At 68.5% G+C, this 14118-nt stretch carries 10 protein-coding genes; 1 reads left to right on the top strand and 9 read right to left on the bottom strand.

Going from position 1 to position 14118, the window contains the following annotated elements; translation table 11 throughout:
- Positions 1-68: 68 nt before the first annotated feature.
- The 3 genes from fdxA to XAN126_RS0104310 form a co-directional block, all read right to left on the bottom strand.
- On the bottom strand, positions 69-404 hold the full coding sequence (gene fdxA / locus XAN126_RS0104320) for a ferredoxin FdxA (protein ID WP_024277374.1): 336 nt from the start codon (positions 402-404) through the stop codon (positions 69-71).
- A 107-nt stretch (positions 405-511) separates the two neighbouring features.
- On the bottom strand, positions 512-787 hold the full coding sequence (locus XAN126_RS0104315) for a S4 domain-containing protein (RefSeq protein ID WP_024277373.1): 276 nt from the start codon (positions 785-787) through the stop codon (positions 512-514).
- Between the two features lie 3 nt (positions 788-790).
- Positions 791-4144 carry a helicase-related protein gene (locus XAN126_RS0104310; RefSeq protein ID WP_024277372.1) on the bottom strand — a complete coding sequence of 1118 codons (3354 nt, stop codon included), beginning with the start codon at positions 4142-4144 and terminating at the stop codon, positions 791-793.
- Between the two features lie 484 nt (positions 4145-4628).
- Here XAN126_RS0104310 and XAN126_RS0104305 point away from each other — a divergent pair, with 484 nt between their 5' ends.
- Positions 4629-5417 (top strand): creatininase family protein, encoded by a 789-nt coding sequence (locus tag XAN126_RS0104305; RefSeq protein ID WP_280938299.1) that lies wholly within the window; start codon positions 4629-4631, stop codon positions 5415-5417.
- Between the two features lie 195 nt (positions 5418-5612).
- On the opposite strand, the gene XAN126_RS0104300 is transcribed toward XAN126_RS0104305, so the two are convergent.
- The 6 genes from XAN126_RS0104300 to XAN126_RS0104275 all read right to left on the bottom strand — a co-directional run bounded on the left by XAN126_RS0104300 (position 5613) and on the right by XAN126_RS0104275 (position 13938).
- The gene (locus XAN126_RS0104300) at positions 5613-6230 is read right to left on the bottom strand and encodes an NUDIX domain-containing protein (RefSeq protein ID WP_024277370.1); all 618 of its coding nucleotides are present in this window, start codon (positions 6228-6230) and stop codon (positions 5613-5615) included.
- Between the two features lie 5 nt (positions 6231-6235).
- Positions 6236-7873, bottom strand: coding sequence for an ABC transporter ATP-binding protein (locus XAN126_RS0104295; protein WP_024277369.1), 1638 nt, complete (start codon positions 7871-7873; stop codon positions 6236-6238).
- A gap of 10 nt (positions 7874-7883) precedes the next feature.
- A complete protein-coding gene (locus tag XAN126_RS0104290; RefSeq protein WP_024277368.1) occupies positions 7884-9092 on the bottom strand; it encodes an ABC transporter permease in 1209 nt (402 codons plus the stop codon).
- A 3-nt stretch (positions 9093-9095) separates the two neighbouring features.
- Positions 9096-10208 carry a microcin C ABC transporter permease YejB gene (locus tag XAN126_RS0104285; RefSeq protein WP_024277367.1) on the bottom strand — a complete coding sequence of 371 codons (1113 nt, stop codon included), beginning with the start codon at positions 10206-10208 and terminating at the stop codon, positions 9096-9098.
- A gap of 95 nt (positions 10209-10303) precedes the next feature.
- On the bottom strand, positions 10304-12196 hold the full coding sequence (locus XAN126_RS0104280) for an extracellular solute-binding protein (protein ID WP_024277366.1): 1893 nt from the start codon (positions 12194-12196) through the stop codon (positions 10304-10306).
- On the bottom strand, positions 12193-13938 hold the full coding sequence (locus XAN126_RS0104275; protein WP_245272348.1) for an extracellular solute-binding protein: 1746 nt from the start codon (positions 13936-13938) through the stop codon (positions 12193-12195). Before XAN126_RS0104275 ends, XAN126_RS0104280 begins: the two co-directional genes overlap by 4 nt.
- Between the last annotated feature and the right edge of the window lie 180 nt (positions 13939-14118).

Genomic DNA, 14118 nt, shown 5'->3' with positions numbered 1-14118 from the left:
CTCAAAGCAATCGTCATGGCCGGGCTTGTCCCGGCCATGACGCACCGTTGGGCGGCGCAGTAGGTCCCTCAGTCGCCCTGGCCGGGCTCCGGGGAGAACAGCTCTTCCTTGCCGGGCTTGCCGTCCCATTCCTTGGCGTCGGCAGGGGCGTCGCGCTTCAGGGTGATGTTGGGCCAGGTCTTGGCGTATTCGGCGTTGAGCGCGAGCCACTTCTCCAGCCCCGGCTCGGCATCCGGCTTGATGGCCTCGGCCGGGCATTCCGGCTCGCAGACGCCGCAGTCGATGCACTCGTCGGGGTGGATGACGAGCATGTTCTCGCCCTCGTAGAAACAGTCCACCGGGCACACGGACACGCAATCCATGTATTTGCAGCGGATGCAGTTCTCGGTGACGACATAGGTCATGGGTCAATCCCTTTCGAGGGGCTCGGGTAGCGCAGGCGCACGCGCCACGCAAGCGGCGGCAGGACGCAGGCCGTTAAAACTGCGCGTGCCGCAGCCCCTAAATCCCGTCACGCTTCTGTTATTTCTTCGAAAAGCGCGAGGGCGGATGTAGCATCTCCCCGACGTTCCGCAAAGGCGACCACGCGCAACACCCGCACCTGCCGGTCAAGGGCGATGGTGAGTACCTGCCCCGCCCGCACCATGTGGCCGGGGCTGGTCACCCGCGCGCCGTCGAGCCGCACATGGCCCGCGCGCACCAGATCGGCGGCGTCCTCGCGGGCGCGCACCACGCGGGCATGCCAGATCCAGCGGTCGAGCCTCTGCCGCTCCGCTGGATCCGCCACGGATCAGCTGCCCTTCTTCTCCGCCTCCAGCCGTGCCTTGAGCGCGGCGAGGGCGGCAAACGGGCTGTCGGGGTCCGCCGGCTTCTCACGGCGGCGCTCCTGATGGGCGGGGCGGTTGTCCGCCCGCTGCTCGGGACGCGGGCCGCGATGCTCGCGGTTGCCCTCGTTCTCGCGCGGGCCCCGGAACGGCGGACGGTCTCCGCGCGGCGGACGCGGCGCGCGCTCGCCCTCGGGCGCACCGGCCTCGGCGGGGGCGTGCTCGGGACGGCGGTGGGGCGGACGGCCATCGCGGCGCTCGCCGCGGCCGCCACCCTTCTCGCCACCGCGCTCGCCGCGATCACCGCCGGGACGATCGCCGAAGCGGCGGCCTTCGCCGGCCGGACGCTCGCGACGCGGCGCGCCGGGCGGACGGCCGGGACGCCACACCTCAATCATCTCGGGCTCGGCGGGAGCGGCATCGGCAGCAGCAGCCTCGGCCACCACGACGACGCCTTCCACCGCCTCGGGACCACCGGGGGCGGCAGGCGCCTCCACCTCGGCCGCGACTTCGGCAGCGGTGGGATCGCCGGACACCTCGGCCGCCTCAGCGGCAGCCTCGGCCTCGGCCGCATCGGCCAGAACCACGTCAGCGGGGGTTTCCTCGGCGGGCAACTCCTCAGCGGGAACGTCCTCGGCGGGGGCTTCAATGAGCACCTCGTCCGCCGATTCGGCCGGCGCATCGGCATCCTCGCCGACGGGCTCGTCCGCAGGCGGGGGCGCTTCCGCCGGGGCGTCGAACAGGAGGTCGGCCTCGATGGCGCCTTCCGGCAGCGGGGCGAGTTCCGCGGGGGCCGCTTCCGGCGCTGCGGCGGGGGCCTCGGCCTCCGGCGGCGGGGGGCGGCGCTCCATGCGATAGCCCAGCGACTTCAGGATGGAGGCGAAATCCTCACCCGAGCAGCCGGCCAGCGAGGTCATGCCCACGGTGACGGTGAAGCCACGGCCGTCCACCGCCCCGGCCGGCTTGGGGCCGGGGGAGTTGGGCCGCCACGCCAGCGCCGGACGAATGAGGTCGGCGAGGCGCTCCAGAATGTCCACGCGCACCGCGCGCTCGCCGCACACGCGGAAGCCGACGGCGCGATACAGGCCCTTCTGCACCTCGTGGTCCACGGGGATGGAGGTGCGGCCGGAGGCGGCGAGGTGCGGCAGCTCGTCGAGGCCCTTCTGGGCGAGGCCGCCGTGCTTCAGCGCATAAAGCTCCGCCGCCAGCGCGCGCGGGGCGGGCTTCAGCAGGGCCGGCAGATAGATGTGATGGGCGCCGAAGCGCACGCCATGGCCGCGCAGCGTGGCGCGGGCGGCCTGATCCAGCCCCTTCACCTCGTCGGCGACACGGGCGCGCTCCAGCACGCCGAGGCTCTCGACGATCTGGAAGGCGATGCCGCGGGCGATGCCGGTGATGTCCTCGGCGGTGCCGAGCTTGGTGAGCGCACCGAGCAGCTTCTCGATATGGGCGGCCACCCACAGGGTGAGGCGCGCCTCCACCTGGTCGCGGGCCGGGCCGGTGAGATGCTCGTCGGCGATGATCTTGAAGCGCGGCTTCAGCACCTCGTCGCCGGGGATGAGCTTGGCCACCGCCTCGCCCGTCCAGCGGATGGTGCCGTCGAAGGTGAGGACGAACGCCTCGTCCACCGCCTGCGACAGGCGCTGGGCGCGCTGCTCGATTTCGCCGGCCAGAGCCTGCTGGGCGGCGGCGCGCAAAGCCTTCGCTTCCTCGCCACCGGCCGCGGCTGCGGGGTCGGGGGCGAACTGGAAGCCGTGGAGGTGGCCGATGACGTGGCCTTCGACGGTAACGTCACCGGTCTTGCTGATTTCAGTTTCGAGCATCGTGTTCTCTCGCAGGCGCCGCATGAGCACGCTGGTCCGCCGATCCACGAAACGCTGGGCTAGCCTTTCGTGCAACGCATCCGACAGCTTGTCCTCGACCCCTCTCGTGACGCCTTGCCAGTGCTCCGGATCCCTGAGCCAGTCGGGCCGGTTCGCAACGAAGGTGAGGGTCCTCACCTGCGCAATCCGGTTCGACAACGTGTCGATGTCGCCTTCTGCGCGATCGGTCAAGGCGATTTGACGCGCGAACCACTCATCGGGGATGCGACCACCCCCCTTTATGTGCCCGAAAAGGGTGCCCACCAGCTCCGCATGGGCGCCCGGAGAGACCTTGCGATAGTCCGGCACCTGGCAGGCATCCCACAGCCGTTCCACGTCGGCGGCGCCGTCGAGACGGCCCGTCACCTCCATGTCCCGGCTCATGATTTCAAGCACCGCAACGTCATCGGCGGTGGGCGCGCGGGTCAGCCCCTCCTCCTTCGGCAGGCGCGAAAGGGAGGTGAGGAGCGCCGCGGGCGACTGGAAATCCGCGACGGCGTTGCGCCATTGCAACACCTTCGCAGTGTCGAACACATGCTCCTCCAGCCGGGAGACCAGTTCCTCCTCAAGCGGTGGACAACGTCCCGTCGTGCCGAACGTGCCGTCCCGCGTCGCGCGGCCGGCGCGCCCCGCGATCTGCGCCATCTCGGAGGGGTTGAGCTTGCGATATTGCCAGCCGTCGAACTTGCGGTCCGAGGCGAAGGCCACATGGTCCACGTCGAGGTTGAGGCCCATGCCGATGGCATCGGTGGCGACGAGATAGTCCACGTCGCCGGACTGGTAGAGCTCCACCTGGGCATTGCGGGTGCGCGGCGAGAGCGCGCCCATCACCACCGCCGCCCCGCCCCGCTGGCGGCGGATGAATTCGGCGATGGAATAGACCTCCTCGGCCGAGAAGGCGACAATGGCCGAACGGCGCGGCAGGCGGGAAATCTTGCGCTCACCGGCGAAGGTGAGGGTGGAAAGGCGCGGGCGCACCACCACGTTCACGCCGGGAATGAGCTTTTCCACAAGCGGGCGCATGGTGGCCGAGCCCAGCAGCAGCGTCTCGTGGCGGCCGCGCCGGTTCAGGATGCGGTTGGTGAAGACGTGGCCGCGGTCGAGGTCGGTGGCGAGCTGGATCTCGTCGATGGCGACGAAGGCGACGTCGAGGTCGCGCGGCATGGCCTCCACGGTGGAGACCCAGTAGCGCGGGCCGGCCCCGTGGCGGCCTTTCGGCTTGATCTTCTCCTCGCCGGTGATGAGGGCGACGTTCTCCGCGCCCACCCGGTCGACGATGCGCTGGTAGACCTCGCGCGCCAAAAGGCGCAGCGGCAGGCCGATGATGCCGCTCTCATGGCCGAGCATGCGCTCGATGGCGAGGTGGGTCTTGCCCGTATTGGTCGGGCCAAGGACCGCGCTCACCCCCCGCGCCCTCAGATTGCGCGGCAGCACGGCCCATCGGGTGACGTCGTCCATCGGCTCAGGCGCAATCCGCTTAAAGGAGGGGTGTCCTGTATCATATCGGGACGCGACGGCCATGGCGAAAGGGGGCGCGCGGACATTCGCGGAACGGGAGGGGGCCGAATCAGTGTCTAGGCGAGGTTCACGGGGTGTTCTCGGTGCCGCGAGCAGACGTCCTCCCCTCTCCCCTCGCAGTCGGCTTTTGCCGACTGCGACCTTTGCGATCCGAACTCGGCAACAGCCGAGTTCGGGCGGAGAGGGGCTGGGGGTGAGGGGGACTCGCCGGGCCAACACCGAGCGCCCCCCAGGCGGCGCCACACCCCTCACCCGTCTCGCGGCGGAGCCGCGATCCACCCTCTCCCGCAAGGGGAGAGGGCAACCGCCGAGGTAGAGGTACCTCCCACTGCTCCCATACCCTTGACTTGATGCGGCTTTTCCTTCCCATGGAGGTAGGGCGGCGCGGGCTGGCGCGCTCAGGGGCGGGAGGCGGACGGTGTTTCTGAAATGGGCTGAACTTTCCTCACCGGCACTCGCAGCGCTGGACAAGACCCGCATGGTCGCCGTCCTGCCCGTCGCCGCCGTTGAGCAGCATGGCCCCCATCTGCCGCTGGGCACCGACCTGTTCATCGCCGAGGCCTATGTAGAGCGCATCGCCTTCATGGTGCCGCGCGAGGTGGATGCGGTGTTCCTGCCGGTCCAGGCGGTGGGCAAGTCCGACGAGCACATCTCGTTCGCCGGCACGCTCACGCTTTCGCCCGCCACCGCCATCGCCGCCTGGGTGGAGCTGGGCCGCAGCCTCGCCCGCGCCGGGGTGCGCCGCCTCGTGCTCATGAACACCCATGGCGGCAACGTGCCGGTGATCGACCTCGTGGCGCGCACGCTCAGGGTGGACCACAAGATGCTGGCCGTCACCTGCTCCATGCACCGCTTCGGCTATCCAGTGGGCCTGTTCTCCGATCACGAGCGGGCGCACGGCATCCATGGCGGGGAGATCGAAACCTCGCTGATGCTGGCCTTCCGCCCCGAGTTGGTGGACATGAGCCACGCCGGGCCGTTCCCGCCCTATTCCATCGCCATGGAAACCGAATTCCAGCGCCTGCGCGCCAACCACCCGGTCGGCTTCGGCTGGCTAGCGGAGGATTTGAGCCCCGACGGCGCCATGGGCGACGCCACCCACGCCACCGCGCTGAAAGGCGAGGCCGCCTTCGAATACGGCTCCCGCGCGTTCGTGGAGCTGCTGAGGGACGTGGCGGCGTTCGATCTGGCCCGGCTGGAGCCGCATGCGTGAGGGTGGGGGCGCCCGCCATTCCTCGCGCCTGACGGCCCTGATCCCGGCGTCATCCCCCGGCTCGTCCGGGGGATCCACGGCTCGGCTGGATCGATGTCTCGGGCGTGGTTCAGGCGGGGCAGTGGATCGCCCGGACGAGCCGGGCGATGACGGCCTCGAGGGGCTGGTGCCAACGCCGAATGCGGCGACCGACCCCTACCCCCGCTCCGCCGCCGCGATCAGCTCCGGCAGCCGCGCGCGGTTCAGCGCCAGCCATTGGAGGGCGAGGATCAGAACGCCATTGAGGCAGCGCCCCTCGACGATGGCGGCGAGGGCCTCGTCCACTGGCAGCGCGAAGGGCTGCGTCATCTCCGTCTCCTCCCGCGACCCCGCCCGCTCCGGCAGGCGGGAGGCATCGAGGACGCCGAGAAAGATGAAGGCCAGCTCGTCCGTGATGCCGGGGCTGGGCGTGAAGGTCAGGATGGGGAGCAGCGCGCGGGGCGCGACGCCCGCCTCCTCCACGCACTCGCGCCGGGCGGCGTCCTCCAGCGCCTCGCCCGGCTCCACCATGCCGGCGACGATCTCCACCAGATCGCCCCGGTTGCTGGAGAGGTGCGCGGACAGGCGGAACTGGCGGATCATCACCACCAGGTCCCGCTCGGGATCGTAACCCAGCACGGCAATCACCTTCCCACCGCGCACGATATCGCGCACCTGATGGTCGCTGGTGCCGTCCGCATGGTGCAGCACGAGCTGGTAGCGCTCATAGGGGCGGAAGCCGTTGGCCAGCAGCTCCGGGCCTTCCACGTCCACGCGCGCGGGGCGATCTTCCATTTGCGTCACTGGCGCACCACGCCGTGGCCGGTGGCGTCGAGATTGAAGGCGGCCGCGAACAGAGCGCGGGTGTAGTCCTCCTTCGGATGCTCGAACACGTCGTGCGCCGGCCCCTCCTCCACCATCTTGCCGTTGCGCATGACGAGGATGCGGCTCGCCAGCGCCGAGACCACGCGCAAATCGTGGGAGATGAACATGAAGGTGAGGTCGCGCTTCTTCTGGAGCGCGCGCAGCAGATCGACGATCTGCGCCTGCACGATCATGTCGAGGGCGCTGGTCGGCTCGTCCAGCACCACGAAGGAGGGCTCCAGCGCCATGGCGCGGGCGATGGAGATGCGCTGGCGCTGGCCGCCGGAGAATTCGTGGGGATAGCGGTGCCGCGTCTCGGGATCGAGCCCCACGTCGGCGAGCGCCGCCACCACCCGCGCGTCCCGCTCGTCCGCGGAGAGCTGGCGCTGGTGGACCAGCAGCCCCTCCCCCACGATCTCCGCCACCGACATGCGCGGCGAGAGCGCGCCGAAGGGGTCCTGGAACACGATCTGGAGGTCCGAGCGCAGCGGCCGCATGGCCTTGAAGCTCAGGGCGTCGATGGGCTTGCCGAGGAAGGCGATGGGCCCGGCGCTGGAGATGAGCCGCAGCAGCGCGAGGCCGAGCGTGGTCTTGCCCGAGCCCGATTCGCCCACCACGCCCAGCGTCTCGCCGCGGCGGATGGCGATGGACACCCCGTCCACCGCCTTCACATGGCCCACCGTCTTGCGCAGGATGCCGCGCTTGATGGGGAAATAGACCTTGAGGTCGTTCGCCTCCACCACCATGGGGGCATCGGGGGCGATGGGGGCCGGGTCCGGCTTCGGCTCGGCCTTCAGCAGCGCCTGGGTGTAGGCGTGCCTCGGGTGGAGGAAGGTCTCCTCCGCCCCGCCCTGCTCCACGATCTCGCCCTTCTGCATCACGCACACCCGGTCGGCGATCTTGCGCACGATGCCGAGGTCATGGGTGATGAACAGCATGGCCATGCCGAGCCGCGCCTGAAGCTCCTTCAAGAGCTTGAGGATCTGCGCCTGCACGGTCACGTCCAGCGCCGTGGTGGGCTCGTCGGCGATCAGCAGGTCCGGCTCGTTGGCGAGCGCCATGGCGATCATCACGCGCTGGCGCTGGCCGCCGGACAATTGGTGCGGATAGGCGGAAAGCCGCTCCTCCGGCTGGGGGATGCCCACCTCGGCGAGCAGTTCCAGCGTGCGGGCGCGGGCGGCATGGGCGGACATGCCGCGATGGAGGATCAGCATCTCCCCCACCTGCCGCTCGATGCTGTGGAGCGGGTTGAGGGAACTCATGGGCTCCTGGAACACCATGGTGATGTTGTTGCCGCGGATGCCGCGCAATTCCCGCTCCGACACCGTGAGCAGGTCGCGCCCCTTGAACAGGATCTCGCCCGAGGGGTGGCTCGCCGTGGGATAGGGCAGCAGCTTCAGCACCGACAACGCCGTGACCGACTTGCCCGAGCCGGATTCGCCGACCAGCGCCAGCGTCTCGCCCTTGGCGAGGTCGAACGACACAGTCTTCACCGCCAGCGCCGGCGGCGCACCATCGCCACGGCGGAAGGCGACGGAGAGGTCGCGGACGGAAAGGAGGGGTTCAGCGGTCATGGTTTCCCCCTCACCCGAACGTCTTGCGCGGATCGAAGGCGTCGCGCACCGCCTCGCCGACGAAGATGAGCAGGCTCAGCATCACCGCCACGGTGAAGAAGCCGGTGAGGCCGAGCCAGGGCGCCTGGATGTTGTTCTTGCCCTGGGAGAGCAGTTCGCCCAGCGAGGGCGAGCCGGGGGGCAGGCCGAAGCCGAGGAAGTCCAGCGCCGTCAGCGTCATCACCGAGGATGACAGGATGAAGGGCAGCATAGTCAGCGTCGCCACCATGGCGTTGGGCAGCATGTGCCGCGTCATGATGGTGAGGTTGCCCACGCCCAGCGCCCGCGCCGCCTGCACGTATTCGAAATTGCGCGCGCGCAGGAATTCGGCGCGCACCAGCCCCACCAGCGACACCCAAGAGAACAAAAGCAGGATGCCGAGCAGCACCCAGAAGCCGGGCACCAGCACCGAGGAGATGATGAGAAGGAGATAGAGCGAGGGGATGGCCGTCCAGATCTCGATGAAGCGCTGGAACAGGAGGTCCACCCAGCCGCCGAAATAGCCCTGCACCGCGCCCGCCCCCACGCCCACCACGGACGAGACGATGGTGAGCGCGAGGCCGAACAGAACGGAGATGCGGAAGCCGTAGATGAGGCGGGCAACCACGTCGCGGCCCTGGTCGTCCGTGCCGAGCCAGTTCATCTCAAGACCCGCGCAGCCGGACACGCCCTTCTTCTCCGCCGCCGCCTTGCACTGGGCCTCGGTGAGCATCCAGGTGGGCGGCGAGGGGGCGGGGGTGGGCAGGTCCAGATTGTGGGTGGAATAGGAGAAGCGGATGAAGGGCCACACCATCCAGCCGCCCTTCTCCGCGATCAGCTTCTGGAGGAAGGGGTCGCGGTAGTCCGCATCGGTCTCGAAATCGCCGCCGAACGCAGTCTCGGGATAGGCGCGGAAGACGGGGAAGTAATAGCCCCCGTCATAGGAGACGAGGATGGGCTTGTCGTTGGCGATGAACTCGGCGCCGAGGCTGAGCACGAACAGCACCATGAACACCACGAACGACCAGTAGCCGCGCCCGTTGCCGCGGAAGTTGGCCAGCCGCCGCCGGTTGAGCGGCGAGAGGGCGAAGCGGCTCTTCGGCTTGCTCTCGCCCGGAGGCGGCAGCGGGCCGTGGGCGGTGTCGCGGGCAGCGGGCACATCGGTGGGCGCGCCGGGCTGGAGCACGGGAACGGCATCCATGGCTCAGACCTCCCGCGTCTCGAAGTCGATCCGGGGATCGACCAGCATGTAGGTGAGGTCCGAGATGAGGCCGACGATGAGGCCTGCCAGCGAGAAGATGTAGAGGGTGGCGAACACCACGGGATAATCGCGGTTGAGCACGCTCTCGAAGCCGAGCAGGCCGAGGCCGTCCAGCGAGAAGATGGTCTCGATCAAGAGCGAGCCGGAGAAGAAGGCGGCGATGAAGGCGCTGGGGAAGCCGGCGATGACGATCAGCATGGCATTCCTGAATACATGGCCGTAGAGCACCCGGCTCTCGGACAGCCCCTTCATGCGCGCCGTCGTGACGTATTGCTTGCGGATCTCTTCCAGGAACGAGTTCTTGGTGAGCAGCGTCATGGTGGCGAAGGCGCCGAGCACCATGGAGGTGAGCGGCAGCACCAGGTGCCAGGCATAGTCGGCGATGCGCTCGGGCCAGCTCATCTGCCAGAAATTCTCGGAGGTGAGGCCGCGCAGCGGGAACAGATCGAGGAAGGAGCCGCCGGCGAACAGGATGATGAGCAGGATGGCGAACAGGAAGGAGGGGATGGCATAGCCGACGATGATGACCGCCGAGGTCCACACGTCGAAGCGCGAGCCGTCGCGCATGGCCTTGCCGATGCCGAGCGGAATGGAGATGAGATAGGTGATGAGCGTCATCCACAGGCCGAGGGAGATGGAGACGGGCATCTTCTCGCCGATCAGCTCCAGCACCGAGATGTCGCGGAAATAGGACTTGCCGAAGTTGAAGGTGGCATAGTCCGTGATCATCTTCAGGAAGCGCTCGTGGGGCGGCTTGTCGAAGCCGAACTGCTTCTCCAGCTCCTTGATGAAGGCCGGGTCGAGGCCCTGCGCGCCGCGATACTTGGACGACATCTCCGCCGCCGCCCCGGCCTGCGCCGCCGCGCCCGCCCCGCTGAAGTCGCTGCCGCCGCCGGAGACGCGGGAGGTGGCGGAGACGTCCTCGCCGGTCAGCTGCGCGATCACGCGCTCCACCGGCCCGCCGGGGGCGAACTGGATGACCACGAACGACACCAGCATGATGCCGAGAATGGTCGGCACCATGAGGGCGATGCGGCGGACGATGTAAGCGAGCATCAGGCGTCCCGTTGCGACACGTCAGGTGAGGCTAGAGCATATTGGCGGGAAAAGGTTGCCGCTTCACATGAAGATTCATCCATATGGCGCCACCCTCAGCGAGCGGGCTCGGTGCCGGTGCTCCACCAGGTGTCGAGCACGCCCAGCTCGTAGCGCGGCTTGGTGGCCGGCCGGGCGAACTGGTTCCAGTAGGCGATGCGGTTCTGGCCGGAATACCACTGGGGGATCCAGTAGCGGCCGGCCCGCAGCACCCGGTCGAGCGCGCGGCAGGCGGTGACGAGGGCCGCCGCGTCGGGGGCGGCCAGCGCCGCGTTGATGAGGCCGTCCACCGCCGGGTCGGCGATACCAGCCACATTGTAGGAACCGCGCGTGCGCGCCGCCTCGGTGGAGAAATAGGCGCGCAGCTCGTCGCCGGGATAGGGCGCGAAACTGTAGCGGCGCACCACGAGGTCGAAGTCGAAATTCTGCAGCCGCTGCTGGAACTGGGCCGGGTCCACGATGCGGAAGGTGGCCTCGATGCCCACCTTCTTCAGATGGCCGATGAAGCGGGCGGTGTGGCGCTCCATGCTGCCGTCGCTGTCGAGGAACTCGATGCTGAAGGCCTCGCCCTTGGCATCCACCAGTTTGCCCTGCTGCACGCTGTAGCCCGCCTCCTTGAGGAGGTTGAGGGCCAGCCGGCGCAGGTTGCGGTCCTCGCCGGAGCCGTCGGACTGGGGCGGCACGTAGGGCTCGCCGAAGACTTCCTCCGGCAGGCGGTCGCGGAAGGGATCGAGCAGCTTCAGCTCCGCCGGCGAGGGCAGGCCCTGCGCCATCATCTCCGAATTCTGGAAGAAGGAGACGGTGCGGGTATAGCTGTCATACATCAGGTTCTTGCGGGTCCAGTCGAAATCGAACAGGAGCCCGATGGCCTCACGCACGCGGCGATCGAAGAATTTCGGGCGGCGGGTGTTGAGAAACCAGCCCTGCACGCCGGAGAAGCTCTCGTCCGGCAGCGTCTCCACCTTCACCCGCCCCTCGCGCACGGCGGGGAAATCATAGCCGGTGGCCCATTCACGCGCAGTGAACTCCTCGCGGAAGAGATAGACCTTGGCCTTGAATCCTTCGAGGCCCGCCACCCGGTCGCGGAAATATTCGTAGCGCACCTGGTCGAAGTTGAAGCGCCCCTTCATGACAGGGAGGTCACGGCCCCAATAGGTGGGCACGCGATTGTACTCGATGTAGCGCCCCTGCTCGAAGCGGCCGATGCGGTACGGCCCCGAGCCCATGGGCACCTCCAGCGAGGACTGGCCGAACGGGTGCTTGGCGAGGAACGCCTTGGAGAAGATGGGCAGGCCCGCCACCGTCAGCGGCACGTCGCGCGCGCGGCCCGGCTTGAAACGGAACACCACCTCGTTCGGCCCGTCCGCCTCGATGCCGGTGACGTCGCGCAGGGCCATGCGGATGGTCTCGTAGCCCTCCGCCTTGAAGGCCTCGAAGGTGGCCACCACGTCCGCGGAGGTCAGCGGCGTGCCGTCGTGGAAGCGCGCCTCGCGCCGCAGCTTGAAGCGGTAGGTGAGCCCCTCGTCCGAAATCACCACGGACGAGGCCAGTCGCCCGTACATGGCGCTCTTCTCGTCGCCGGCGGCGGCCATCAGGGTGTCGTAGATCAACTCGATGCCCTGCGCGCCGTTGCCCCGCTGGTTGTAGGGGTTCAGCGTGTCGAAGGTGGTGAGCGACTGGTTGTAATAGGTGGCGCGGCCGAGCTGGGAGAAGGGCCCGCCCTTGGGCGCGTCCGGGTTCACATAGTCGAAATGGGCGAAATTCGCCGGATACCTCAGGTCGCCGAAGAAGGAGAGGCCGTGCCGCTCCACCGCGGCGGCGGACGTGCCGCCCTCCCCTGCCGCGGACTCCGCCGCCGAAGGGGCGGGCGAAGCGCCCTGCGCCCGCGCCAGAGCGGGCACGAGGAGCGCGCAGGACGACGCCAGCAGCGCGCGGCGCGTGAGGCTCATTTGCCCGCCCCCGCGCCGGTCTTCGACGCCTTGGCCGGATCGAACCACCAGATGTCGGGGAAGGCGAAGGAATAGGCGGGCAGTTGCGAGGGATGGGCGAAGCGGTCCCAGCGCGCCGTGCGGGTATAGTTCAGCCCCCAGGCGGGGATGACATATTCGTTCCACAGCAGCACGCGGTCCAGCGCGTGGGTGGCGGCGACAAGGTCGGCGCGGTCGGTGGCGTAGATCACCTTCTCGATCAGCGCGTCCACGGCCGGGTCCTTGATGCCGGCGAGGTTGCGCGAGCCGTCCCGGTCGGCGGCCTCCGAGCCCCAGTATTCGCGCTGCTCGTTGCCGGGCGAGAGCGACTGGCCCCAGCCGGAGACGATGATGTCATAGTCGCGCGAGCGCACCCGGTTGATGTATTGCGAGGTATCCACGGTGCGGATGTTCACCTCGATACCGAGCCGCTCCAGCGCCGGGCGATAGAACACCACCACGCGCTCCATGGCCGGGCTGGAGATGAGGAATTCGATGCTGAAGGGCTCGCCCTTGGCGTTCACCAGCTTGCGGTTCTTCACCTCGTAGCCGGCCTCCTTGAACAGCCGCGCCGCCTCCCGAAGGTTCGCCCGCCGCGCCTCTTCCGATCCGCTTTCGGGATTGGTGTAGGCGGTGGTGAACACCTGCGGGGGCACCTTGTCCTTCAGCCCGTTGAGGATTTCCAGCTCGCGGCCCTGCGGCAGGCCGGAGGAGGCCAGCTCGGTGCCCGAGAAGAAGGAATTGGTGCGCTTGTACTGGCCGAAGAACAGCGTGTGGTTCATGCCATCGAAATCGAGCGCGTAGTTCAGCGCGCGGCGCACCCGCGGGTCCTTGAACTTGTCGCGGCGCAGATTGGGAATGAATGCCTGCATCACGCCCGAAGCGCGGTTCTCGAACATCTCCAGCACCACGCGGCCATCGGCGCGGGCGGGGAAGTCATAGGCGGTCGCCCAGTTCTTGGCCGAGGATTCCACGCGGAAATCATACTGGTCGGCCTTGAAGGCTTCGAGCATCACCGTGTCGTCGCGGAAATACTCGTAGCGCATCTCGTCGAAATTATCCTTTCCGACGTTCACATTGAGGTCCTTCGCCCAATAGTCCTTCACCCGCTCGTAGGTGATGGAGCGCCCGGCGATGAAGCTCTTGATGCGATAGGCGCCCGAGCCCAGCGGCACCTCCAGCGTGCCCTGCGCGATGTCGCGCGGCTTGCCGTTGGCGTCCGTGCCGGTCCACCAGTGCTTGGGCAGAATGGTGAGCTGGCCGACGATCTGCGGCAGCTCGCGGTTGCCGGCCTGGTCGAAGGTGAAGGTCACGTCCCGATCGCCGGTCTTCTCGGCCTTGGTGACGTGGCTGTAATAGAAGCGCTGGTTGGGGTTGTTCTTCGTCAGCGCCTCGAAGGAGAACACCACGTCCTCGGGCGTGATGGGCTTGCCGTCATGCCAGCGCGCGTCGGCGCGGATGCGATAGGTGACGGAGGAGAAATCCGCCGGGTAGCTCACGCCTTCCGCGATCAGCCCGTACTCGCTCGCCACCTCGTCGGAGGCGGCGACCATGAGCGTGTCGTAGATCAGATTGATGCCCGCCGCGGGCGTACCGCGCGGCACCACGAAGTTGAAGGTGTCGAACGTGCCGTCCTCGGCGAGGCGCAGCAGACCGCCCTTGGGTGCGGCGGGATTCACATATTTGAAATGGGGAAAGCCGGCGGGATAGGCGGGCTCGCCCATCAGCGACAGGCCGTGCCTGAACACGGGCGCTGCGGGCGTGGCCGCCGGCGCGGCGGTGGAGGACGAAGGTGCGGCCGGGTCCGGCGCCGGTTTCGCGTCCTCCGCGCTGCGGCCGGGCGCCCCGAAGGCGAGGCTCAGCGCGGCGGCGAGGGCAAGGCGGCGGGCGAGGGACGCAAGCAT

The organism is Xanthobacter sp. 126, assembly GCF_000526175.1.
Classification (GTDB): Bacteria; Pseudomonadota; Alphaproteobacteria; order Rhizobiales; family Xanthobacteraceae; genus Xanthobacter; species Xanthobacter aminoxidans.
This window is presented reverse-complemented; position numbering and strand designations above follow the sequence as displayed.

Excerpts from the sequence above, each read along its gene's own strand:
- XAN126_RS0104295 (WP_024277369.1), bottom strand. The coding sequence starts at position 7,873 with ATGACCGCTGAACCCCTCCTTTCCGTCCGCGACCTCTCCGTCGCCTTC.
- XAN126_RS0104280 (WP_024277366.1), bottom strand. The coding sequence starts at position 12,196 with ATGAGCCTCACGCGCCGCGCGCTGCTGGCGTCGTCCTGCGCGCTCCTC.
- XAN126_RS0104290 (WP_024277368.1), bottom strand. The coding sequence starts at position 9,092 with ATGGATGCCGTTCCCGTGCTCCAGCCCGGCGCGCCCACCGATGTGCCC.
- XAN126_RS0104300 (WP_024277370.1), bottom strand. The coding sequence starts at position 6,230 with ATGGAAGATCGCCCCGCGCGCGTGGACGTGGAAGGCCCGGAGCTGCTG.
- fdxA (WP_024277374.1), bottom strand. The coding sequence starts at position 404 with ATGACCTATGTCGTCACCGAGAACTGCATCCGCTGCAAATACATGGAT.
- XAN126_RS0104275 (WP_245272348.1), bottom strand. The coding sequence starts at position 13,938 with ATGGGCGAGCCCGCCTATCCCGCCGGCTTTCCCCATTTCAAATATGTG.
- XAN126_RS0104285 (WP_024277367.1), bottom strand. The coding sequence starts at position 10,208 with ATGCTCGCTTACATCGTCCGCCGCATCGCCCTCATGGTGCCGACCATT.
- XAN126_RS0104310 (WP_024277372.1), bottom strand. The coding sequence starts at position 4,144 with ATGGACGACGTCACCCGATGGGCCGTGCTGCCGCGCAATCTGAGGGCG.